The sequence below is a fragment of the Serinicoccus sediminis genome, from assembly GCF_004153545.1.
GTDB lineage: Bacteria > Actinomycetota > Actinomycetes > Actinomycetales > Dermatophilaceae > Ornithinicoccus > Ornithinicoccus sediminis_A.
In genome coordinates this window covers 149,392-171,679 of the sequence record NZ_SDVA01000004.1, presented here as the reverse complement: position 1 = coordinate 171,679, position 22,288 = coordinate 149,392, and the positions used below count along the sequence as shown (strand labels likewise).

General features: G+C 72.4%; 19 protein-coding genes. 5 read left to right on the top strand and 14 right to left on the bottom strand.

The genetic code is table 11. From position 1 onward, the window contains the following. Positions 1–59 precede the first annotated feature (59 nt). Complete coding sequence (locus EUS26_RS05680) at positions 60–1,490, top strand: M1 family metallopeptidase (protein WP_130012214.1); 1,431 nt, start codon at positions 60–62, stop codon at positions 1,488–1,490. Between the two features lie 63 nt (positions 1,491–1,553). Here the strand turns inward: EUS26_RS05680 and EUS26_RS05675 are convergent, their stop codons facing one another. The 6 genes from EUS26_RS05675 to EUS26_RS05650 form a co-directional block, all read right to left on the bottom strand. Next, on the bottom strand, positions 1,554–2,456 hold the full coding sequence (locus tag EUS26_RS05675) for an SDR family oxidoreductase (RefSeq protein WP_130012213.1): 903 nt from the start codon (positions 2,454–2,456) through the stop codon (positions 1,554–1,556). Positions 2,457–2,535: 79 nt separating this feature from the next. Further along, positions 2,536–3,300 (bottom strand): hypothetical protein, encoded by a 765-nt coding sequence (locus EUS26_RS05670; RefSeq protein WP_130012212.1) that lies wholly within the window; start codon positions 3,298–3,300, stop codon positions 2,536–2,538. A 77-nt stretch (positions 3,301–3,377) separates the two neighbouring features. Further along, entirely contained in the window at positions 3,378–3,851 is a 474-nt protein-coding gene (locus tag EUS26_RS05665; protein WP_130012211.1) for a cupin domain-containing protein, read from the bottom strand. A gap of 40 nt (positions 3,852–3,891) precedes the next feature. Then, positions 3,892–4,536 carry a response regulator transcription factor gene (locus EUS26_RS05660; protein WP_202865064.1) on the bottom strand — a complete coding sequence of 215 codons (645 nt, stop codon included), beginning with the start codon at positions 4,534–4,536 and terminating at the stop codon, positions 3,892–3,894. Further along, the gene (locus tag EUS26_RS05655) at positions 4,533–6,590 is read right to left on the bottom strand and encodes a GAF domain-containing sensor histidine kinase (protein WP_130012210.1); all 2,058 of its coding nucleotides are present in this window, start codon (positions 6,588–6,590) and stop codon (positions 4,533–4,535) included. The genes EUS26_RS05660 and EUS26_RS05655 overlap by 4 nt, the downstream gene beginning before the upstream one ends. A 12-nt stretch (positions 6,591–6,602) precedes the next feature. Next, complete coding sequence (locus EUS26_RS05650) at positions 6,603–7,316, bottom strand: hypothetical protein (protein WP_130012209.1); 714 nt, start codon at positions 7,314–7,316, stop codon at positions 6,603–6,605. Positions 7,317–7,537: 221 nt separating this feature from the next. On the opposite strand from EUS26_RS05650, the gene EUS26_RS05645 reads away from it, so the two are divergent. Next, positions 7,538–9,010 (top strand): DUF5129 domain-containing protein, encoded by a 1,473-nt coding sequence (locus tag EUS26_RS05645; RefSeq protein WP_165368521.1) that lies wholly within the window; start codon positions 7,538–7,540, stop codon positions 9,008–9,010. 70 nt (positions 9,011–9,080) lie between these two features. Here EUS26_RS05645 and EUS26_RS05640 read toward each other — a convergent pair whose 3' ends face one another. After that, positions 9,081–10,139, bottom strand: a complete 1,059-nt coding sequence (locus EUS26_RS05640; protein ID WP_130012207.1) for an NAD(P)-dependent alcohol dehydrogenase — start codon at positions 10,137–10,139, stop codon at positions 9,081–9,083. A 206-nt stretch (positions 10,140–10,345) separates the two neighbouring features. On the opposite strand from EUS26_RS05640, the gene EUS26_RS05635 reads away from it, so the two are divergent. Continuing rightward, the gene (locus tag EUS26_RS05635) at positions 10,346–11,764 is read left to right on the top strand and encodes an APC family permease (protein ID WP_130012206.1); all 1,419 of its coding nucleotides are present in this window, start codon (positions 10,346–10,348) and stop codon (positions 11,762–11,764) included. 246 nt (positions 11,765–12,010) lie between these two features. On the opposite strand, the gene EUS26_RS05630 is transcribed toward EUS26_RS05635, so the two are convergent. The 7 genes from EUS26_RS05630 to EUS26_RS05600 are packed head-to-tail and all read right to left on the bottom strand — an operon-like array spanning position 12,011 to position 20,149. Next, positions 12,011–13,012 (bottom strand): sugar phosphate isomerase/epimerase family protein, encoded by a 1,002-nt coding sequence (locus tag EUS26_RS05630; RefSeq protein WP_130012205.1) that lies wholly within the window; start codon positions 13,010–13,012, stop codon positions 12,011–12,013. A 30-nt stretch (positions 13,013–13,042) separates the two neighbouring features. Next, complete coding sequence (locus tag EUS26_RS05625) at positions 13,043–14,332, bottom strand: Gfo/Idh/MocA family protein (RefSeq protein ID WP_202865063.1); 1,290 nt, start codon at positions 14,330–14,332, stop codon at positions 13,043–13,045. Next, complete coding sequence (locus EUS26_RS05620; protein ID WP_130012263.1) at positions 14,325–15,197, bottom strand: sugar phosphate isomerase/epimerase family protein; 873 nt, start codon at positions 15,195–15,197, stop codon at positions 14,325–14,327. The genes EUS26_RS05625 and EUS26_RS05620 overlap by 8 nt, the downstream gene beginning before the upstream one ends. Continuing rightward, the gene (locus EUS26_RS05615; protein WP_130012204.1) at positions 15,197–16,453 is read right to left on the bottom strand and encodes a substrate-binding domain-containing protein; all 1,257 of its coding nucleotides are present in this window, start codon (positions 16,451–16,453) and stop codon (positions 15,197–15,199) included. Before EUS26_RS05615 ends, EUS26_RS05620 begins: the two co-directional genes overlap by 1 nt. Positions 16,454–16,464: 11 nt before the next feature. After that, complete coding sequence (locus tag EUS26_RS05610) at positions 16,465–17,577, bottom strand: ABC transporter permease (RefSeq protein ID WP_130012203.1); 1,113 nt, start codon at positions 17,575–17,577, stop codon at positions 16,465–16,467. After that, complete coding sequence (locus tag EUS26_RS05605) at positions 17,574–18,614, bottom strand: ABC transporter permease (protein WP_130012202.1); 1,041 nt, start codon at positions 18,612–18,614, stop codon at positions 17,574–17,576. The genes EUS26_RS05610 and EUS26_RS05605 overlap by 4 nt, the downstream gene beginning before the upstream one ends. Beyond that, positions 18,611–20,149, bottom strand: a complete 1,539-nt coding sequence (locus tag EUS26_RS05600) for a sugar ABC transporter ATP-binding protein (RefSeq protein WP_130012201.1) — start codon at positions 20,147–20,149, stop codon at positions 18,611–18,613. Before EUS26_RS05600 ends, EUS26_RS05605 begins: the two co-directional genes overlap by 4 nt. Before the next feature lie 93 nt (positions 20,150–20,242). Here EUS26_RS05600 and EUS26_RS05595 point away from each other — a divergent pair, with 93 nt between their 5' ends. Continuing rightward, positions 20,243–21,400, top strand: coding sequence for an ROK family transcriptional regulator (locus tag EUS26_RS05595; RefSeq protein WP_130012200.1), 1,158 nt, complete (start codon positions 20,243–20,245; stop codon positions 21,398–21,400). Between the two features lie 385 nt (positions 21,401–21,785). Continuing rightward, on the top strand, positions 21,786–22,226 hold the full coding sequence (locus tag EUS26_RS05590) for a very short patch repair endonuclease (RefSeq protein WP_272947949.1): 441 nt from the start codon (positions 21,786–21,788) through the stop codon (positions 22,224–22,226). The last annotated feature ends 62 nt before the right edge of the window (positions 22,227–22,288 follow it).

Genomic DNA, 22,288 nt, shown 5'->3' with positions numbered 1-22,288 from the left:
CGACCGCCGCGGGAGCGCGGACGACACCGACGTCATACCTCGAAGGACAGGAGAGCACGATGCACCCTCGCACCACCCGCAGGATCGTCCCGGCCACCCTCGCGCTCGGCGCGCTCGTGGCGGCCCCCGTGGCCGCCGGCGCGGCGCCCGACCGGCCCGGTGAGCCGAGGTATGTCGAGGGGGCCGCCGGCGCGGGCGACCCCTACCTGCCGCTCGCCGGCAACGGCGGCATCGACGTCGAGCACTACGACCTGGACCTGCGCTACGAGCCGCCCGCCGCGGACGGGCCGCTGGAGGGTCGTCTGGACGGGGTGGCCACCCTGACCGTGACCGCCACCCAGGACCTGCGCTCGTTCAACCTGGACCTGCGCGGGCTGCGGGCCTCCTCGGTGACCGTGGACGGCAAGCGGGCCCGGATCGACGCCGAGCAGGGCAACGAGCTGGTCATCACCCCGCGGCCCAAGCTCAAGGCGGGGGACACCGTGGAGGTCGAGGTCACCTACGGCGGCACGACCGGCCGGCCCACCGACCTCGAGGGTGCCCTCTACGGCTGGGTGACGACCCGCGACGGCGCGATGGTGGTCAGCCAGCCCGACGGCTCGGCGACCTGGTTCCCGGTCAGCGACCACCCCACCGACAAGGCGAGCTACACCTTCGAGGTGACCGTGCCGGACGGCCTGGTCGCCGTGGCCAACGGGCTGCTGGAGGGGTCTGAGACCGAGGACGGCTGGACCACCTGGTCCTGGGACGCGCCCGACCCGATGGCCGCCTACCTCGCGACGGCGTCGGTCGGGAACTTCGAGCTCAGCACCTCCACCTCGCGCAGCGGGGTGCCCATCATCGACGCGGTGGACGCCGACCTGCCGGACTCCGCGTCGGCCAACCTGGCGCTGACCGGGGAGATGATGACCTTCTACGAGGGGCTCTTCGGCGAGTACCCGTTCGTGGCCTACGGCGCGATCGTCGACGACGACTCGGTGGGCTACGCCCTGGAGACGCAGACCCGCTCGTTCTTCTCCCGGCGCGCCAACGAGAGCACCGTCGCGCACGAGCTGGTGCACCAGTGGATCGGCGACGACGTGGCGGTCCACCGGTGGGCCGACATCTGGCACAACGAGGGCTGGGCGACCTACGGCAGCTGGCTGTGGGCGGAGGAGCAGGGCGGCGCCACGGCCCAGGCGCGTTTCGAGTCGGTCATGGCCATCCCCGCGGACGACGACTTCTGGGCGCTGGAGATCGGCGACCCGGGCCCGCTGAACCTCTTCCACCCCGCGATCTACAGCCGCTCCGCGGCCATGCTGCACGCGCTGCGCGCCGAGATCGGTGAGGACGCCTTCTGGGAGCTCACCCGCACGGTGGTCGAGGACTACGCCGGCTCGGACATCTCGACCAGCGAGTACCGCGAGCTGGCCGCCGAGATCTCCGGCCAGGACCTCGACACCTTCTTCACGGTCTGGCTGGACACCCCGGAGAAGCCGACCGACTGGTGAGCAGCACCGTGCCCCGGCCGGCGGGAGCCGACCGGGGCACGGGCACCGCACGCGGGGTGGCGGTCAGGGGCTGTCGGCACCGCCGTTGACGTTGAGCGTCTCCCCCACGACGTAGCTGCTCTCGGCGGACGCCAGGAAGACGTAGGCCGGGGCCAGCTCGACCGGCTGGCCGGCGCGGCCGAGGGGCTGGCCGAGGCCGAACTCCGGGATGGCCTCCTTGGGCTGGCCCGCGACGACCTGCAGCGGGGTCCAGATCGGCCCCGGCGCGACCATGTTGACCCGCACGCCCTTCGGCGCGAGCTGCTTGGCCAGGCCCTTGCCGAAGGTGTTGATGGCGCTCTTGGTCATGGCGTAGTCGAGGAGGTGCTCGCTGGGGCTGTAGGCCTGGATCGAGGTGGACAGGATGATCGTCGACCCCGCCCCGAGGTGCTTGACCGCGGCCCGGCACATCCAGAACATGGCGTAGACGTTGGTCTTGACGGTCAGGTCGAACTGCTCGTCGCTGATCTCCTCGATCGACGGCGTGCTCACCTGCTTGCCGGCGTTGACGACCAGCACGTCGAGCCCGCCCAGCTTCTCGGCGGCCTGGTCGACGACGCGCTCGGCGGTCTCCCGGTTGGTGAGGTCCCCGGGCAGCTGCACGCAGGTGCGCCCCTCGGCCTCGACCAGCTCGCGGATGCGGTCGGCGTCCTCCTGCTCGTCGGGCAGGTAGTTGATCGCGACGTCGGCACCCTCCCGGGCATACGCGATCGCGACGGCGCCGCCGATCCCGGAGTCGCCGCCGGTGACGAGCGCCCGACGCCCCTCCAGCCGGCCGGTGCCGCGGTATGACGTCTCGCCCCGGTCGGCGGGCGGGTCCAGCTCGGCGTCCAGGCCGGGCATGGGCTGGTTCTGCTCGGGCGGGGAGACGCGGGGGTGCCGGGTCGTCGGGTCGTCGAAGGTCAGCTGGTCGGTGTCCTTGGCCATGCCCCGATCCTCCCCCGGGCGCGGCCCCCGCGCAGCGTCAAGGTGCCCGGCTAGTCGCGCCCCACCGGGCGCCCAGAGCTCATCGGCTGCCCTCGTCGACGACGGCGCGGGCCAGGGCGATGCGGTCGCCGCCGCCCTGGAAGGCGTCGATGTCCAATGCCTCCTGGACGACCCCCACCAGTGCGGACCGTTCTGCGGGGTGCATGGCCTGCGTCCGCACGGCCTCCTGTGCCGCGCGAAGGGCCTGGTACTGCTCGAACCCGCTGCGCGAGGACAACAGTGCGTCACGCACGCTGGCGAGGTCGAACAGCTGGGGGCGAGCCTGCATCAGCGCGAGCGCCGTGGCCCGGTCACCCTCGGTGCTCCTGGCGAAGAGCTGGATCACCTGCTCCCGGGACGCTTGGGTCGGCATCTCGCTGCCCCGCACCTGCGCCATCAGCCGCTCGAGCTCGGCCGTGCGCCGCCAGCTGGACGGCATCGCTGTGCGCAGGGTGTTGATGTCCCGGGAGACGTCGCCGGCGGCGGTCAGGAGCTGGACGCCGGAGGAACGCAGCTGCTCGGCCTCCTCGGGGCGGCCGTCCTGCTCGGCCTTCTCGGCCCGCTGCAGCGCCAGCAGGCCGAGCTTGACCCCGGCGGCCTCCACCGTGGAGACCCGGTCCCCGAAGACGGCGACGAGCAGCAGCCCCACGCCGGCGGCGATGAGCGTGGCGGCACCGGTGTCCTTGCTGGTGACGAAGACGGCCAGGACACCGAGGCCGAAGGAGATGATCCCGAGCGCGACGACCAGACCCGTGAGGGGGGACAGGCCGCCTTCCCCGCCACCGCCCCTGAGCAGAGACCTCATGGCTCAAGGTCCCACCAGGGCATACCCGTGTCAACGGTGCACGCAGCACCGCCGGGGCTCCCCGGTGCCTGCGGCGGTCAGGCCTTGAGGTCGTCCTCGCCGCTGCCGGGCTGGACCGTCCACTCCGGGGGGACGTCCTTGCCCGAGTCCTCGTCGGCCTCGGCGTCCTGCGACGTCTGCTGCACGATGCCCTGCGCGTGGTGCGAGGGGGCGTAGACGGCATACAGCTGCAGCGGCTCGTCACCGGTGTTGACGACGTCGTGCCACGCGCCGGCCGGCACCTGGATCGACCAGCCGTCGGAGACGTCCTGGGTGAAGTCGAGGTCGTCCTCGGCGGGCCCCATGACGCAGCGGCCCCGGCCGGCGTCGACCCGCAGGAACTGGTCGGTCTCGGGGTGCGCCTCCAGCCCGATCGACTGGCCGGGCGGGATGGACATGAGGGTGACCTGGAGGTACTTCCCGGTCCACGCGACGGTGCGGTAGGTGTCGTTGTCCCGGGTGGCGGTCTCGATGTCGAAGGCGTTGGGGCGGGGTCCGGGGTCGTCGACCATGGTGCGCGTCCTCTCGTGCTGGTGGGTTCTCGCACCCAACCTAGCGGCCCATCCCCGCCTCGCGCGCCCGGGCGATCGCCTCCGCCCGGCTGCCGGCGTGCAGCTTGGCGTAGATGGACGAGACGACGTTGCGGACGGTCTTGCCGGAGACGTAGAGCTCCCCGGCGATGGCGTCGTTGGTCCGCCCCGCCGCCAACCTGTCCAGGACCTCACGTTCGCGCTCGGTCAGCTCGGGGAACGGCAGGTCGGCCGGTCGCGCCCCGCCCGCCCGGCCGAAGACGTCGGCCACCCGGGCGGCGAGCGAGGCGCCGAAGACCATACCGCCGGCGGCCGTCGCGCGGATCGCGCGCTCCACCTCCTCGGCACCGGACCCCTTCAGCAGGTAGCCGCTGGCGCCGGCGCGGACGGCGGCGAGGATGGTGTCGTCGTCCTCGTTCATCGTCAGCATGAGGACACGCACACCCGGGTGCCGCCCGGCGATGAACCGGGTCGCCTCGACCCCGTCCAGGCGCGGCATCTGGATGTCCATGACGACGACGTCCGGGGTGGTCTGGGCGACGAGGTGCAACGCCTCGCGTCCGTCGGCGGCGGACCCGACGACCTCGATCCCGTCGAGCGCGCCGAGGAGGGCGACGAGCCCGTCCCGGACGATCTGGTGGTCGTCGACGACGGCGACGCGGATCATGGCTCCTCCAGGGGCAGCTCGGCACGGACCAGCGTGCCGCCGTCGGGTGGGCAGGTGACCTCGGCGAGGCCTCCGAGCTCGGCAGCCCGCTCACGCATCGACAGCAGGCCGACCCCGGACTCGGTGTCGTCGGCGATGCCGACGCCGTCGTCCCGCACGGTCGCCACCAGCGAGGGCCCCTCGACGGCGAGTCGGACCTCGACGCGGGTGGCCCCGGCGTGGCGGGTGACGTTGGTCAGCGCCTCGCCGACGATCCGGTAGGCGGCCACCTCGACGGCGGCGGGCAGAGTGCCGAGGTCCTCGGCGCACACGGTGGTCACGGGGCCGGCCACGCTCATGCGCTCGGCCTGCTGGCCGAGGGCACCGACCAGACCTCGGTCGTCGAGGGCAGGCGGCCGCAGGTCGTGGACGAGCCGCCGGACGTCGGCGACCACGTCCTGGACCAACGTCGTGGTGGTGGCCAGCTGCTCCCTGGCCCGCTCTGGCTCCCGCTCCAGCAGCAGACGGGCCGACTCCAGCTGGAACACCACTCCCCCGAGCGCCGGGCCCAGCCCGTCGTGCAGGTCGCGGCGGATGCGGCGCCGCTCCTCCTCCCGGGCCAGGACGAGGCGCTCCCGGCTGGCCTGCAGCTCCTCGGCGAGCCGGCTGTTGCGGGCGGCCGTGGCGGCCTGTCGGACGAGGTCACCGAGCAGCTCCTCGTCCCGGGCGGTGAGGCGGCTGCGGAGCCCACGGGCGGGCAGCACGAGACGCCCGACGGACTCGCCGCGGTAGGAGATCGGAAGGCTGCGCGTCTCGGCCGGTCGGTCCCCCACCGTCGTCACCAGGCGCTCACCCCTGCCCCGATCGACCTCGACGCTCACGAACGGCACCCGGAAGGCGTCCGCCACCGCACGCGCGACCGCGGCCAGCTGCTCGCTGCCCTCGTCAGTGGTCTCGAGGGTGGCGGCCAGACCGGAGACCGCGTCATACCGGTCGGCCCGAGACCCCAGGACGAGACGGCGGACCCAGCGGGTGAGACGCCCCCTCACCGGAAGGTAGACGAGGACGGTGAGGAGGACGACCGCGAGCACGGCCTGGCGCGGCTCGAGCCGGTCGCCGAGGAGGGTGCTGAGCAGGCCGAGCCCGACGAGGTCGACGACGACGAGGATGGCCCCCAGCGCGCCGTAGAGGACGGTGCGGCCGAGGAGCTCCTCGATCGAGACGAGAGTGGGATCGACGATGGCGACCGTCATGGCGGCGGCGGGGACGGCCATGACGAGGATGACGGTGACATCCTGCAGCGCACCGACGTCGGCGACGAACGAGACGGCGATCAGGACGGTCATCGCGAGCACCGCCCAGAGCAGCCAGCGCATCCGGTCCCGGTCGAGGCCGCTCGACCGGCGGTAGCGGACCACGACGCTGAGCATGGCCACGGCCAGCCCGGCGACCGAGGCGACGATGGTCAGCGGCAGGGCGACGTCGGTGACCGCGCGCGGCAGGGCCAGGGCGCCGAGGTTGACGTCGACGCCGGGGACCTCGGCCTGCGGGACGCCCCGCACGGGCGCGACGACGACGACCAGGGCGGAGAGGAGCATGGCCAGCGCCGCGGCCCACGACGCGACCCGCCAGCGTCCGGGCAGGAAGCGTCCGGTCGGGAAGAGCAGGAGCAGCAGCGCCACGGTGGCCGGCAGGAACGCCCCGACCCGGTTGAGGAACCAGAGGGCCAGGTTGGCGCCCGCCAGCACCTCGTCATCCCCGATGGCGAAGCGGACCCAGGACTGGGCGAGCCCGTCGAGGGCCCAGAAGCAGCCGAGCCAGGCGAGCCCCCAGCCGAAGCCCTGGCGCGGGTCGCGGACGAGGATGACCGTCGCGCAAGCCGCGAGGATCGGGCCGAGGAGCGCGTAGGGCCACCCGGGGCCGAGCGCGAGAACCGCTCCCGGGCCGGTCGGGTCGGTGCGCAGGTCGAGCACCACGCTGGCGACGAGGACCGCCCCGGTGACCAGCACGAAGCCGGCCCCCGCCCCACGGGCGACGGCCGGCTCCGGCGAGCGGGCGAGCAGCACGGTGCTCACTCTGTCAGTCGATCAGGCGTTGCGGAATGCCCGGTCGCCGGCGGTGAAGCCGACGGCGGTGACGAGCAGCCACAGGACGCCGGCGGCGCCGGACAGGTACTCCAGCGGCGAGATGCCCAGCAGCAGCGTGAGCCCGCCCAGGACCAGCCCGACGGTGCCCAGCCAGCGCGGCACGGCGCGAGCCCGGGCGGCGAGGAAGACGCTCACACCGGTGAGCCCGGCGAGGGTCCACAGCCACGGGATCGTCCCGATCCAGTGGTTGTACATCGCCGCGCTGGAGGGTGCGACGGCGCCGTCGGCGAAGGCGAAGGTCATCATGAACTCGGTGTCCAGACCCGAGCCCAGGATCGAGACCACGCTGGTGCCGACCAGACCGGCGAACGCCACGAGAGGCAGCGCGCTGCCCGACGGCAGGGACGCGGTCAGCCGACGGAAGAGCCCGGCGGCGAAGACGACCATGAGCAGCGCGCCGACGACGGTGATCGAGTGGAAGGCGAACATCCACGGGGCGAGCTCCTCGAGCCGTGCCGCCAGCTCGACCGGCTGGTTCACGAGGGTGGGGTCGTAGACGGCGTCGACGGCGCTGCTGGTGACGATCGTGCCCATGCCGGCGAGCGCGGCGGCGACACCGGCGACGGCCCAGAGCCGGCTCTGCCGCAGACGGCCGGGGGTCGGCTCGACGGCGACGTCCGACCGGACCGGGTTGGTGGTGGTGATGGTGGTCATGAGGTGTTCCTTCTCATCGGTGGGGTGGTGCGGTGAGACCAACTCTGGCCCGCGGGTTGTCCCCTGCGGCAGGGACAGCAGGGCAGCAGATGTCCCGGGTCTGTCCCGGTCGCCGGGACGGGGCGAGCCACGCCCGAAAGGAACCGGACCGGCCCCGCCGGCGTCGGTACGGTGAGGACGCCGTCGAGGATCCCGGCCGGGACGCCGGGAGGAGGAGGGACATGTCGAACGTGCACCGTGCGGTGGTGGGTGGAGTCGCGCTGCTGGGGGTGGTGGGGACCAGCGTGGGGCTCTTCGTCGCGCAGGCCCCGGAGCACGCTGCGAGCAGCCTCGTCGTCGACGACGGCGCCCAGGTGCTGGACCTGCCGACCCTGGAGGCGGGGGCGGAGGAGCTGCGCTTCCACGAGCCCACCGACGTCGCCGTCTTCACCACCCTGGGTGGTGAGGCGGCGCGCACCGACGACCTGGCGCTCAACACGGCGGTGCTCGAGCACGCGCGGGCCGAGCGGACCGAGTGGCTCTCCGCCGACGGACAGACGTGGGCCGACGACCTGTTCGTCTTCGCGGTCGACCCCGAGGGTCGGCTGGTGGGCACGTACTTCGGGGAGAACCGCACGGTGGACCCGGAGGAGCAGCTGGAGATCCAGGACGCGGCCAAGGACGACTTCCGCGCCGCGGACTGGACCGACGGCACGCTGGCCGGTCTCGAGGCCGGGGCGGACCGCATCGAGCGGCCCTTCGTGCGGTCGGCCGGTGGGGTCGTCGTCGCAGGGCTGCTGTCGTTGCTCACCGCGGTCGGCCTTGGCAGCTGGCTGGGGGTCGGGGTGCACCGTGCCCGGGTCAGCCGCGACATGCGGGCCGAAGGGGACCGCAGGATGGCTGACGTGATCGGGTCGATGGACGAGACCGAGCTGCGCGCGCGGCTCATCCCGGAGGACTCCCGCTACGGCGGGCGCGTCCTGCGGCGCTACGACGAGTTCACCCGCGGGGTGCGGGAGCTCACCGAGCTGGGCAACGAGGCGCGCGCCATCCCCGGGTCCGCCTACAACCGGAAGGCGTCGCAGACCCGGCTGACGGCATACCGGGACAAGGCGGCCGAGCTGGACGACCTCGACGACGTCATCGCCGACACGGCCGTCTTCCTGGGCCGCGAACCGACCTGGAACGAGGCCTGGGCCCGCCAGGAGGGCCCGCTGCGCGAGGACCTCGAGCAGGTCGACACGGTGCTGAGCGACGACGTCCCGGCCGAGGCGCGCGGGCTGCCCGAGGCGCAGGAGCTCCGGGAGTTCGCGAGCGACGCCCTGGCCGAGCTGGACCGGCTGCGCGGACGGTTGGAGGCCCAGGAGGTCTCCCCCGACGACGCGCTGGACGTGCTCCGCTCCACCCGCGACGGGTTGAGCGAGCGGCTGGACCGGCTCGCCGGCGCGGTGGCCGAGGAGGTCGGCGACACCGCGGAGGAGCGGGAGGCGATGAGCGAGGCGATGCGCGGTGAGCGCGGACGCCGCCGGGCGGAGCCCTCGATCATCGGCGCCGCCTACCCGTCGTGGGGCTGGTACCACCTGGGTGCGTTCCAGAGCGGCCTGCACTCCGGCTCCGCCGCCGTGGAGCAGTCACGGGCGAGCTCGAGCGGGGCCACGTCGGGCTACTCCGGCGGCGGCAGCTTCAGCGGGGCCGGGAGCTCCTCCCGGTTCTGACCGGGCGACGGCGCGCGCGGGCGCCCGCACCGTGTCGGTGCGGGCGCCCGGGGTATGCCGTGGGGCGGGGTCAGCCCGCCAGCGTCGCGGTGTCGATGACGGCGCGGTAGCGCACGTCGCCGGCCACGACCTTGTCGTAGTAGTCGTCGACCTGGCCGGCGTCGATGACCTCGACCGTGGCGGTGATGCCGTGCTCGGCGCAGAAGTCGATCATCTCCTGGTGCTCGGGCAGGCCGCCGATCATGTTGCCCTTGATCGAGCGACGGTTGGCGAGCAGCGAGAAGGCGCTGACCTGCAGCGAGTCCTCCGGCGCGCCGACATTGGCCAGGACCCCGCCGCGGTCCAGGAGGCCCATGTAGGAGTCCAGCGGGATGCCCGAGCCGACGGTGTTGACGAGCAGGTCGAAGCTCCCGGCGAGCTCCTCGAACGCGGTGCCGTCCTCGGTGGCGCGGAAGTCCTTGGCCCCGAACGACATACCGTCCTGCTTCTTGCTGTCGGTTCGGCTCAGCACGGTGACGTCGGCACCCATGGCCGCGGCGATCTTGACCGCGACGTGCCCGAGGCCGCCCATGCCGATGACGCCGACGCGCGAGCCCGGGCCGACACCGGCCTCCTTGAGCGGGTGGTAGGTCGTGATGCCGGCGCACAGGAGCGGCGTCACGCCCGCGTAGTCCGCCTCGTCGTAGGAGTCGGGGATCTTCACGACGAAGTGGTCCCGGACGACGACCTCCCCGCTGTAGCCACCCTTGGTGACCTCGCCGTGGTAGTCCTCCTGGCCGTAGGTCTGGACGGCGCCCTTGAGGCAGTACTGCTCCTCGCCGTCCTGGCAGGGCTGGCACTCGCCGCAGGAGTCGACGAGGCAGCCGACGCCGACGACGTCGCCGACCGCGTGGCCGGTCACGTCCGCACCGACCTCGGTCACGGTCCCGAGGATCTCGTGGCCGGGGGTGAGCGGGTAGACGGTGCCGCCCCACTCCTCACGGGTGATGTGGATGTCGGTGTGGCAGATGCCGGCCCAGCGGATGTCGATGCGCACGTCGTCCGGTCGCAGGTCGCGGCGCTCGATCTGCACCCGCTCGAAGTCGGCTCCGGCCGAGGCGGCGGCGAGTGCTGGCGTGGTGGTCGTCACTGATGCTCCTCTGTGGGGTTCGGTGAACAGCAGAGCCACGACAGGCGCCGTGGCTCACCCCCGCTCCAACCACGTGGGCGCTGACGCGGATTCCCGTGCAGCCCGGCCCGCAGATATTCCCGAGCCGGGTGAGCGTTCGCTCACTCCTCCGGGCGTGTCCGCACGATCGTGCACCGGTGACCCTCACGGAGGTCTAGCGTCGGGCCATGAGCACGCAGACGGGGCAGGGGTTCATCCGGCAGCTCGGGCGCTGGGACGCCCTCGCGATCGGGTTCGGGGCGATGATCGGCTTCGGCTGGGTGGTGCTCACCGGGGAGTGGCTGGTCGCGGCCGGCACCCTGGGCGCGGTGCTGGCCTTCGTGGTCGGCGGGGTCATCATGGCGCTCGTCGGGCTGACGTATGCCGAGCTCGTCGCCGCGATGCCGCACGCCGGGGGCGAGCACAACTACGTCATGCGGGCGATGGGGTCGCGGTGGGCGTTCGTGGCGTCCTGGGCCCTGGTCGGCGGCTATGTGACCATCGCCGCCTTCGAGGCGGTCGCGCTGCCCCGCACCGCGGCATACCTCTGGCCGGCGCTGGAGTCGGTGGAGCTGTGGTCGGTCGCCGGCTCCCCCGTCTACCTCGGCTGGGGCGTCATCGGCACCGCGGCCGCCGTCGTCCTCACCGTCATCAACGTCGTCGGCATCCGACCCGCGTCGGTCGTGCAGACCTTCATCGTGCTCTTCCTCGTCATCATCGCCGTGCTCATGCTCGTGGGAGTCGGCGTCGGCGGGTCGCTGGAGTATGCCGAGCCGCTGGTCACCGGAGGCTTCGCCGGCTTCGCGGCGGTGCTCGTGGTGGTGCCCTTCCTCTTCGTCGGCTTCGACGTCATCCCGCAGTCCGCCGAGGAGATCGACCTGCCGTTCCCGCTCATCGGCAAGCTCATCGTGCTCTCGGTGGCGCTGGCAAGCCTGTTCTACATCGTCATGGTGGGCGCCTCGGGGCTGGCGATGGACCATCAGGAGCTGGTCGACTCCGACCTGGCCACGGCCGACGCGATGGCGGCCCTCTGGGGCTCGCAGACCTTCGGGACCATCCTCGTGGCGGGAGGGCTGGCTGGCATCCTCACCTCTTGGAACGCCTTCCTCATCGGCGGGTCCCGGCTGCTCTACGCGATGGGCCGGTCGGGCATGCTGCCCGCGGCGTTCGGGCGGCTGCACCCGCGGTTCCGCACGCCCACGGCCGCGCTCCTCTTCATCGGCGTGCTGTCCGCGGCGGCGCCCTGGCTGGGGGCGGACGCGCTCGGCTGGCTGGTCGACTCCGGGTCGCCCTCGATCGTGCTGGGGTACCTGCTCGTCACGGTCGCCTTCCTCGTGCTGCGCCGGCGCGAGCCGGAGATGGACCGGCCGCTGCGGATCGGCGGCAGCGGTGGCGGTGGCGTGGTCATCGGTGTCGTGGCCCTCGTGCTGGCCGCCGGGCTGGCCTCGCTCTACCTGCCGGGGATGCCCTCGTCGCTGCCGCTCGAGCCGTGGGTGCTCTTCGGGCTGTGGTGGCTGCTGGGGCTGGTGCTGCTGCTGCGGGTCCCGGCCGTGTCCGGGGGCCCGGACGCCGAGGAGAAGGTGCTGGCCCGGCGGGAGGCCTCCTGAGCGAAGGCGGCGCCCAGGCGGTCGGCATACCTCACCTCCGGCGGCGACCCGGCCCCACGCCGCACGGAGAGCGCACGAGGCGCCGGGCACGCCATACCTCTAGCGCACGCTTGTGCGGTTCGTCGTGCGGTATGTCGTGACGCGCGCGTGCCTCTGACGACCTCGTGACACGAGCTACCGCACGAGCAGATGCACAAGGGTGCTCGTGCCCGGCCCGGCACCGGCCGCGCCGAGCTTTGTCTGGCGCTACCCCTGGTCGAAGGCGGCGTCGAAGGAGGCCGTGGAGGGCGGGAAGTCGAGGGCGCGCAGGTAGTCCAGCGCCTCCTTGGCGCCGTGCAGGCGATCCATGCCGGCGTCCTCCCACTCCACCGAGATCGGCCCCTCGTAGCCCGCGCCGGCGAGCGCCCGGAAGCAGTCCTCCCACGGCACGTCGCCGCGGCCGGCGGAGACGAAGTCCCACCCGCGGCGCTGGTCGCCCCACGGCAGGTGCGAGCCCATCCGCCCGTTGCGCCCGCCGCCGACCCGCATCCGGGTGTCCTTGCAGTCGACGTGGTAGATCCGGTCGGCGAAGTCGGTGATGAAGGCGACCGGGTCGATGTCCTGCCACATCATGTGGCTCGGGTCCCAGTTGAGCCCGAACGCCTCGCGGTGCCCGATGGCCTCGAGGGTGCGCACGGTGGTCCAGTAGTCGTAGGCGATCTCGCTGGGGTGCACCTCGTGCGCGAAGCGGACGCCGCACTCGTCGAAGACGTCGAGGATGGGGTTCCACCGGTCGGCGAAGTCCTGGTAGCCCGCCTCGATCCGGTCGGCGGGCACGGGCGGGAACATCGCGACGTACGGCCAGATCGAGGAACCGGTGAAGCCCACGACGGTGTCCACCCCCATCCGCTGCGCCAGCCGGGCGGTGAGCTTCAGCTCCTCCGCGGCCCGCTGCCGCACCCCCTCGGGGTCACCGTCACCCCACACCTTCGCCCCGACGATGGAGCGGTGCCGCTCGTCGATGGGGTCGTCGCAGACGGCCTGCCCCTTGAGGTGGTTGGAGATCGCCCAGACCCCGAGCCCGTGGCGGCGCAGGATCTCCAGCCGCCCCTCGACGTACTCCTCGTCGTCCCAGCGCCACGCGTCCAGGTGCTCCCCGGACACGGCGATCTCGAGCCCGTCGTAGCCCCAGCCGGCCGCCAGCCCGGCGACCTCCTCCAGGGTGAGGTCGGCCCACTGGCCGGTGAAGAGGGTGAACCTGCGTGCCATGTGCGTCTCCTTCGTCGTCAGGTCAGCGTGTCAGGCGGGGATGTCGACGGGTATGCCGCCGCGCCCGCTGCTCGTCTCGATCGCCTCCAGCACCCGCTGGACCGCGAGGCCGTCGGCGAAGCTCGGGTGGATGTCGTCGCCGGTGGCGATGGCGCGCAGGAAGTCCGCGGCCTGCGAGGTGAACGTGCTGTCCCAGCCCAGGACGTGTCCGGCCGGCCACCAGGCGCCGAGGTAGGGATGGTCGGGCTCGGTGACGAGCACCGTCTCCGCTCCCCCGGTGGCTCCGGTCACGACGAGCTCGTTGAGCCGCTCGAGGTCGAAGCGCAGGGACCCGGCCGAGCCGTAGACCTCGATCTGCAGCGCGTTCTTGCGGCCGGTGGCCATGCGGCTCACCTCCAGGCTGGCCACCGCCCCCGAGGAGGTATGCAGCGTCGCCCAGGCCGCGTCGTCGACGTCCACCTGCTCCCGGTGGTCGCCGTCCGCGGACGGCCGCTCGGTGACGAAGGTCCGCAGGTGTCCGCTGGCGCGGGTGACCTCCTCGCCGAGGAGGAAACGCAGCTGGTCCACGGCGTGCGAGCCGAGGTCGCCGAGCACCCCGGACCCGGCGGTGTCCTTGCGCAGCCGCCAGCTCATCGGGGCCTGGTCGTCGGCGAGCCAGTCCTGCAGGTAGGACAGCCGCACCTGACGGACCTGTCCGACCCGGCCCTGCGCGACGAGGTCGCGGGCGAGCGCCAGGGCGGGCACCCGGCGGTAGTTGTGGCCGAGCATGGACCGGCCGGCGCCGGGCGCGCGGGCCGCCTCGACCAGTCGCTCACAGTCGGCCACCGTGTTGGCCAGCGGCTTCTCGACGAGCACGTGCTTGCCGGCGGCGAGCGCGGCGAGCGCGACCTCGGCGTGCAGGTGGCCGGGGGTGCAGACGTCCACGACGTCGACGTCGTCGCGCTCCAGGACCTCCCGCCAGTCGGTGGCGGCGTCGGCCCAGCCGAGCTGCTCGGCGGCCGCGCCCACCCGGGCCGCGTCACGCCCGACGAGGGTCTGCATGCGCACCTGCGGCAGGTCGTCGTAGAAGGCGTTGACGTTGCGCCAGGCGTTGGAGTGGGCCTGCCCCATGAAGGAGTAGCCGATGACGGCGACCCCGAGGGTCGCGGAGGGGTCCGCCGCGGCCGGCGGCTCGGCCGCGGCGGAAGATGTCGCGCTGGACGGCGCGGGCGCTGTGGACGGCGTCGGGGCGGCGGAGGGCTCCCGGACCGCGGCTCGGCCGACGGTCGCGGTGGCAGCGGGGGCCGTCGTGGCGGCGCCGGTGCTGCTGCGGTCAGGCATGGTGCTCCCCCTGGGTGAGGCGGCGGAGGAAGGCGAGGCCGTCGGCGGCCAGGTCGTCCTGGGTCGGGGCCAGCGGCCGCCAGATCGAGGCGGCCGTGGCGATGGTGTCGTTGTCGGCGGTGAAGGACTCGATGACGAGCGGGCCGTGGTACCCCACGTCCACCAGCGCGGCCAGCACGGCCGGCCAGTCGGTCTGGTCGCCGCCGGGGGCGCCGCGGTCGTTGCCGCAGACCTGCACGTGCACGAGGTGGTCGCCGGCGCGGCGGATCGCGTCGGCGCTGGAGCGCTCCTCGATGTTGAGGTGGTAGGTGTCGAGCGCCAGCCCGACGTGGGCACCGAGCGGCCCGTCGAGCAGCTCCCCCAGACCCTCGAGCGCCTGGTCGACCGTGTTGACCAGCGACGTCTCGTAGCGGTTGAGCGGCTCGATCCCGATCCGCACCCCGGCGGCCGCGGCGTGCTCGAGCACCGGCACGAGGCGCTCCCGCCACTGCGCGTAGGCGTCCTGGCGCTGGTCGGGCGACATGCGCCATACCCTCCCGGTCGCGGCGTAGAAGGGCCCGCAGACGGCGGCGGCGCCGATGCCCTCGGCGAGGTCGACGCAGGCCTTGAGGTAGTCCTGGGTGGACCGGACGGTGGCGGCGTCGGCGTCCACGAGGTCGCGCCCGGGGGCCATCGCCCCCACGACGCACGGGGTGAGCCCGGTGTCGGCGAGCGCGGCCCGGGTGGCGGCGACGGTGAGGTCGCCGGGCTGCTCCAGCGGCAGCTCGACCGCCTCGAAGCCGAGGTCGGCGACGTGCTGCAGCAGGCCCGGGGCCTGGGCGTCGCGCAGCGGCGACGCCCAGACCCAGGTGTTGACGCCGATCATCACGGGATGACCCGCTCCTGCCAGACGTCGGGGTAGCCGGGCAGGTCCTCGCCGCCGAACTTGGCGTAGTGCCCGTCGGGCATGCCGTCGTTGGCCTCGAGGAAGTCGGCGCGCTCGTCCTCGGTGATCGGCACCTGCGGGAGCACCCACTCGGTGGGCACCTCCTCGCCGGCGAAGATCTGCTCCACCGCGAGCAGCGGGGTGCGCCACTGGAAGTTGGAGTAGACGGGGGCGAGGCCGGTGAGGCCGGTGTCGTCCCACTTGCGCAGGAAGCTCATCTCGTCCTCCCCGGTCATGACCGGGTAGTCCTGGCCGGCGTCCTCGAAAGCCTCGATGGCCGCGACGGCGCCGTCGCCGGCGTCCATCCACACGCCCTGGATCTCGCCGGTGGCGAGCTCGTCGGAGATGAAGTTCTTGATCTCGGTCGGGTCGGCGCCGGTGAAGAAGTCGACCGCCTCGATGCCGTTCTCCTCGAAGATCCGCTCGGCCGCGGCCCAGCGGTGCTCCAGCACGTCGACGCCGGGCAGGATGCGCAGCGCGACGACCTTGTCGCCCTCCTCGAGGTTCTCGACGAGGAACTCGGCGGTGTCGATGCCCCAGGCATACCCGCCGATGGGGTGGATGAAGGTGGTCGGGCAGTCGGTCTCGACCCCGCGGTCGAAGACGACGACCGGCAGGCCCGTGTCGCAGGCCCGTTCGACGGCCGGCGTGAGCGCGGCGGTGGAGTTGGGCGAGATGACGAAGGCGTCGCAGTTGCCCTCGCTGATGAAGTAGTCGATGTCGGCGATCTGGGTGTTGTCGTCCGCCTGCGCGTCGCGGGTCTCCATCTCGGAGATGACGCCGTCGTCCTGCAGGACCTGGAGCTGCTGGTTCATGGTGATCCAGCCGGTCTGCCGCCACGGGTTGTCGATGCTGGCGTTGGAGAAGCAGACCTTCTTGGCGCCGTCGGAGGCGAACTCGGAGGTGTCGGTCATCTCGCCGTCGATGTACTGCAGGTAGGGCTGCTCGGGGTCGCCCTCGAAGGTGGCCGAGCGCTGCTCGTCCTGCTCGTCGTACTCGCTCTGGTCGAACCACTCGTCGTCGCTGCCGGCCTCGGCACCGTCGTCCGAGCCCTCGCCCTCCTCGGCGCCCTCGTCAGCGCCCTCCGCGGCGCTCTCGGTGGCCGGCTCGTCGAGGGACTCGTCGGTGGAGCATGCCGCCAGCATGGCCAGCGCGCTCAGGGCCGCGACGCTGCGGCCGATCGTCGTCCTGCGCATTGATCTCTCCCTTAGGTGGTGCCCGGGTCGGGCGGGGTGGTGGGTGCGGACCCGGTATGCCGTGGCTCGGCACCGGGGGTGGTCGGTTCGGTGTTGCGTCGTCGGCGGCCGCCCTGCCAGGCGCGGGCCCCGATCGCGACGGCGACGATGATGATGACGCCCTGCACGGTGTCCCTCCAGGTGGAGGCGACGCCGACGAAGTTGAGCAGGGTGAAGAGCAGCTCGAGGGCGAAGGCGCCGGCGGCGGCGGAGAGCACCCAGCCGCGTCCGCCGCCGAGGACGACGCCGCCGACGACGACCGCGGTGATGGCGGTGAACTCGTAGCCCTGGCCGACGGAGGGGTGCACCCCGGCATACCCGACGAGGATGATGCCGGCGACCGTCGCGGCCAGCGAGGACAGGACGAACGCGCGGGTCTTGAGCCACCACGTGGCCGAGCCGGACAGGTGCACGGCCTGCGGGTTGTCGCCGACGGCGACCAGGGTGCGGCCGAAGGGGCGGCGCATCAGCCAGACCGCCGCGACGGCGAGGACCAGCAGGATGATCGCCGGGTAGGGGATGACGTCGAGGACGGGGACGCCCTCGATGCCGCCGCGGCCGATCTGCCGGAAGGAGTCGACCGGGTTGCCGGTGGCGGCGCCGCCGGTGAGGTAGAGGACCAGGCCGGACAGCGCGAGCATCGTGCCGAGGGTGACGATGAAGCTGGGGACCTTGAGCATCGTCGTGGCGAGCCCGTTGACGACCCCGACGAGCGCGCCGAGGACGAGCATCAGCAGCATGACGGGCAGGATCCGGCTCTCGTCCTGGCCGATGAAGTTGCCGGCGATGACGACCTGCATGGTCACGACCGAGCCCATGGACAGGTCGAACTCGCCGGAGACGATGACGAAGTACTGCCCCATGGCGGCGATGGCGATGGGCGCGGTGCGACCGATGAACCGGATGAGCGAGCCGGGCTCGCCGAAGCTGGGGTTGGCCGCGACGACGCCGACGAGCAGGACGGCGACGAGGACGAAGACGGCGCCGCCGGGGGTGCGCAGGGTGCGGCCCAGACGGGCGGCGGTCCCGCCCTCGCTCATGGGCAGGGTGGCGCCCCGGGTCGTGGTGGCGTCGGCGGTCGTCATGCGGCACCTCCCGCGGTCGTGGGGGCGGGGGTATGCCGTGCCGCGCCGGACCGCTCGAAGCGGGCCGGGCGCAGGTCGGCGTTGCGGCGGGCGTAGACCGCGACCGCGATGACGATGACCAGGCCGCGGACGACGTCCTGGAGGAAGGCGTTGAGCTGCATGACGCTCATGACGTTGTCCATGACCGCGAAGATCGCGACGCCGCCGAGGGTGCCGAGGATGTTGCCCTTGCCACCCGCGAGGACGGTGCCGCCGAGCACGACGGCGGCGATGGACATGAGGTCGTAGCCGCCCTGGGTGCCGATGGTGGGGCTGCCGACCGAGAGGCGGGCCAGCAGCAGCAGACCCGCCATCCCGGCGAGCACCGAGCACAGGACGTGCGCGAGGACGACCGGCGGCTGGGTGCGGACCCCGGAGAGGCGGGCGACGTCCTTGTTGCCGCCCACGGCATACAGGTGGTGGCCGATGCGGGTGCGGCGCAGCAGCAGGATCACCAGGACCGCGCAGCCGAGCATGATGATCGTCGACAGCGGCACCGGGCCGATGTTGAGGGCGCCGATGAGGCGGAAGTCGCGGGGCGCGGAGCCGGCCGAGCCCTTGTAGGTGGTGCCGAGGTAGCCGGCGAGGATGAGGCCCATGCCGAGGGTGGCGATGAAGCCGTGGACGTGGAGGTAGGCGACGACGAGGCCGTTGACCAGGCCGATGAGCGCGGCGACGCCGAGGGCGGTGACGACGGCCAGCGGGATGTTGCCGGTCTGGCCGGCCATCGTGACGCCGCCGAGGAGGCTGGCGAGGCTGGCGACGTAGGGCACCGAGAGGTCCAGGCTGCCGGCGAGGATGACGAGGGTCTGGCCGATGGCGATGAAGCCGAGGATGCTCGTGCCGGTGAGGATCGCCGAGATGTTGCCGCCGCTGAAGAAGTTGCGGCCCGAGGCGGCGGTGATGACCGCACCCAGGACGAGGACCAGCACGAGGACGAGGTAGACGATGCCGGTGCTCGTGAGCTGGGTGGGCCGGAGGCGGGCGAGGGCGTTCACGCGACGATCTCCTCGTGCTCGGCCGCGCCGGTGGCCAGGGCGAGGACGTCCTCCTCGGTGGCGCCGCGGGGCAGCTCCCCGGCGAGGCGGCCGTCACGCATGACGAGGATGCGGTCGGACATGCCGATGACCTCGGGCAGCTCGCTGGAGACCATGAGGATGCCGACGCCGTCGGCGGCCAGGCCGCGCATGAGCTCGTAGATCGCGTGCTTGGCCCCGACGTCGATGCCGCGGGTGGGCTCGTCCATGAGCATGACGCGGGGGTCGACCGAGAGCCAGCGAGCCAGGACGACCTTCTGCTGGTTGCCGCCGGAGAGGAACTGCACCTCCTGGTCCAGCGAGCGGGCGGCGACCTCGAGGGAGGACAGGACCCCCGGCATACCGGAGCGGGCGTCGCCGGTGCGACCGGGGAAGACGGAGCGGACGACGCCGAGGGCGTTGTCGAGGACGGACTGGCCGAGCGCGAGCCCCTTGGCCTTGCGGTCCTCGGTGATGAGGGCGAGGCCGCGGCGGATCGCCTGCCGGGGTGAGCCGATGGTCGTGGTCTCGCCGTCGAGGGTGAGGGTGCCGCGGGTGAGCGGGGTGACGCCGAAGACCGACTCGACGAGCTCGGTGCGGCCCGAGCCCTGCAGCCCGGCCAGACCGACGATCTCGCCGGCGCGCAACGTGAGGTCGATGCCGTCGACATACCCGTTGCCGGCGCCGGAGAGGGTGAGCAGCGGCTCCCCCACCTCGGTGCCGGGGGTGGGCTCGGGGAAGAAGGCGGACATCTCGCGGCCGACCATGAGGCGCACGAGGGCGCCTTCGTCGAGCTCGGAGGCCGGCTGGGTGGTGACCTGCTGGCCGTCCTTGAGGACGGTGATGGTGTCGCAGAGGTCGAAGATCTCCTTGAGCCGGTGGGAGACGTAGAGGATCGCGACGTCGCGGTCGAGGAGCCGGCGGATGATGGCGTAGAGCAGCTCGACCTCGTGGTCGGCGAGCGCGGCGGTCGGCTCGTCCATCGAGATGATGCGCGAGTCGTAGCTGACCGCCTTGGCGATCTCGACGATCTGCTGCTCGGCGACCGACAGGGAGCGCACGGTGCGATCCGGGTCGAGGCCGGTGACGCCGAGGCCGTCGAGCAGCTCGGCGGTGGCGCGGCGCATCGCGGCGGTGTCGACGAGCGGCCCCCTGCGCGGCTCGCGACCGAGGTAGATGTTCTCCGCCACCGTGCGGTCGGGCAGGAGGTTGAACTCCTGGAAGACCGTGGACAGGCCGGCCTGCTGCGCCTGGATCGGGTGGGTGAAGTGCTGGGTCTCACCGCCGATCTCGACGCTGCCCTCGTCGGGCTGGTGCACCCCGGCGAGGACCTTCATGAGGGTGGACTTGCCGGCGCCGTTCTCCCCCACCAGGCCGTGGACCTGGCCGGGGTGCAGCTCGAGGGTCACGTCCTCGAGGACGGCGTTGCCGAAGAAGCGCTTGGTCACCCCGGTCGCGCGCAGCACGGGCTGCGTCGGGGTGCTGGCCGTCGGTGCGACGGCGTCGTTGGACGTCACGGTCTGGACTATGGCACGGTTCCGAGGCTTTTGTCGATAGTTCGGCAGAAGTTGTTGGTTGAGCGTGTCGAAGTGGCGTGGTTCACTTCCGGGGTGCGCACCAGCGATGTCTTCGAGCTCCTGAGGGACGGGCGTCCGCGCACGCGTGCGCAGCTGGCCGAGGAGACCGGTATGGCGCGCAGCACCGTCGCGGCACGGGTGGACGTGCTGCTGCGGATGGGCCTGGTGGCGCCGGTGGGCGGGGCGCGGTCGACGGGAGGGCGGCCGCCGGCGCTCATCGCGATGAACCCGGCTGCACGGGTCGTGGCCGGGGTGGACGTCGGTGCGACGCACGCCGTGGCGGCGCTGACCGACCTGGCCGGGACGGTGCTCGGTGAGCGGCGGGCCGAGCTCGACGTGGCCGACGGCCCGGAGGCGGTGCTGGGGTGGGTGACGTCGGTGGTCGGTGAGCTGCTGGAGGACGCGCGGCGGCCGGTGGGTGAGCTGGCGGCGGTGGGGCTGGGACTGCCGGGACCGGTCGAGCACTCGACCGGCCGGCCGATCAACCCGCCGATCATGCCCGGGTGGGACCGGTATGACGTGCCCGCCCACCTCCAGCGGACGTATGCCGTGCCCGTGCTCGTCGACAACGACGTCAACATCATGGCCCTGGGCGAGCGGGGCGCCTACCTGCCGTCGGTGGACGACCTCATCTTCGTCAAGGTGGCCACCGGCATCGGCGCCGGGATCATCTCGGGCTCACGGCTGCAGCGGGGCGCGCAGGGCACGGCCGGCGACCTCGGTCACGTGCGGGTCAGCAGCGGCGAGGGTGTCATGTGCCGGTGCGGCAACGAAGGGTGCCTCGAGGCCATCGCGGCCGGCCCGGCGCTGGCGACCGCCTTGGCCGCGGGCGGCGTGGCGGTCGACTCGACCGCGGGGGTCGTCGAGCTGGTGCGCGCGGGGAATGCTGCTGCCGTGCAGGAGGTGCGGCGGGCCGGGCGTGACATCGGCGAGGTGCTGGCAACCATGGTCAACCTCATGAACCCCTCCGCCGTCGTCATCGGCGGGCGCCTCGCTGAGGCCGGCGAGCACCTGCTGGCGGGGATTCGCGAGGTCGTTTATCAGCGGTCGTTGCCCTTGGCGACCGAGCACCTGCGGATCGTGGCGTCCAAGGCGGGGGCGCAGGCTGGCGTGCTCGGTGCTGCCACCATGGCGGCCGAGCACGTGCTCTCCCCCGAGGCGATTGAGGCGGCCAGCGTGACGGTGGCGTGACATCGGGCCCGACAGACTCCACCCGGCTGCCGCTCTCGCGTCTGCGAAGAGATTAGCCACCAAGGCTGTCACGGTTCCCTGGCCGCGCAAGCATATCTGCTCTTTCGAGAGTGGCTCCTCGAGCGGCGCGCAAGCAGGCTAGTCCGCGCTCATCACCATCTGCCGCCGACACCATCGCCGCGGGGGGCAACGTCGCCTGGGGCTAGTTAAGGACCCGGGTATCGACTCACGATTGAGTCCCAGGTATCCCGGATCGCCACCGTCCTGGACTCACTCGTCGAGTAGATGAACTGCCGCCCCTGGACTGCGCCGGTCGGGGCTTAACCTCCCGGGGTGCTGGCCCTGCGGGTTGTTGCCTTGAGCACTCCATGGCATCGTCGACACCGTGGTCGATTCGTGCGCATCGTGGGCCACCTCGCCGGCTGTCCGCAGTAGCATGCGCGCCAACAAGCAACGGGACACGGCGCCCGAGCTGGCACTGCGTAGGGCGGTCCATGGACTGGGCCTCCGGTACCGCGTGGATTACCGACTCCCGCTCCCGGGTGTTAGACGCCGAGCTGACTTGGCCTTCACCCGAGTGAAGATCGCAGTCTTCCTCGACGGCTGCTTCTGGCACGGCTGTCCCGAGCACTTCACCGTCGCAAAGAGCAACGCTGAATTCTGGGCCAGCAAGGCGATGCGCAATATCGAGCGCGATCGAGACACCGATTTTCGGTTGGCTGCCGTGGGTTGGGTTTCGATTCGGGTATGGGAGCACACAGACCCGGAGGAGGCCGCCAACCGTGTGGCCTTCATCGTGCGCGGACGTGGTCAGGATACAGACTGACCGTGTGTCCAGTGTGGCCAAAGGTGAAGCACCTCGCGGTGACGCCATAGTCTCGATCACCG

What these genes read in the sequence shown, in the direction of transcription:
- EUS26_RS05680 (WP_130012214.1), top strand. Translation starts at nt 60, where the DNA reads ATGCACCCTCGCACCACCCGCAGGATCGTCCCGGCCACCCTCGCGCTC.
- EUS26_RS05675 (WP_130012213.1), bottom strand. Translation starts at nt 2,456, where the DNA reads ATGGCCAAGGACACCGACCAGCTGACCTTCGACGACCCGACGACCCGG.
- EUS26_RS05670 (WP_130012212.1), bottom strand. Translation starts at nt 3,300, where the DNA reads ATGAGGTCTCTGCTCAGGGGCGGTGGCGGGGAAGGCGGCCTGTCCCCC.
- EUS26_RS05665 (WP_130012211.1), bottom strand. Translation starts at nt 3,851, where the DNA reads ATGGTCGACGACCCCGGACCCCGCCCCAACGCCTTCGACATCGAGACC.
- EUS26_RS05660 (WP_202865064.1), bottom strand. Translation starts at nt 4,536, where the DNA reads ATGATCCGCGTCGCCGTCGTCGACGACCACCAGATCGTCCGGGACGGG.
- EUS26_RS05650 (WP_130012209.1), bottom strand. Translation starts at nt 7,316, where the DNA reads ATGACCACCATCACCACCACCAACCCGGTCCGGTCGGACGTCGCCGTC.
- EUS26_RS05645 (WP_165368521.1), top strand. Translation starts at nt 7,538, where the DNA reads ATGTCGAACGTGCACCGTGCGGTGGTGGGTGGAGTCGCGCTGCTGGGG.
- EUS26_RS05635 (WP_130012206.1), top strand. Translation starts at nt 10,346, where the DNA reads ATGAGCACGCAGACGGGGCAGGGGTTCATCCGGCAGCTCGGGCGCTGG.
- EUS26_RS05630 (WP_130012205.1), bottom strand. Translation starts at nt 13,012, where the DNA reads ATGGCACGCAGGTTCACCCTCTTCACCGGCCAGTGGGCCGACCTCACC.
- EUS26_RS05625 (WP_202865063.1), bottom strand. Translation starts at nt 14,332, where the DNA reads ATGCCTGACCGCAGCAGCACCGGCGCCGCCACGACGGCCCCCGCTGCC.
- EUS26_RS05620 (WP_130012263.1), bottom strand. Translation starts at nt 15,197, where the DNA reads ATGATCGGCGTCAACACCTGGGTCTGGGCGTCGCCGCTGCGCGACGCC.
- EUS26_RS05615 (WP_130012204.1), bottom strand. Translation starts at nt 16,453, where the DNA reads ATGCGCAGGACGACGATCGGCCGCAGCGTCGCGGCCCTGAGCGCGCTG.
- EUS26_RS05610 (WP_130012203.1), bottom strand. Translation starts at nt 17,577, where the DNA reads ATGACGACCGCCGACGCCACCACGACCCGGGGCGCCACCCTGCCCATG.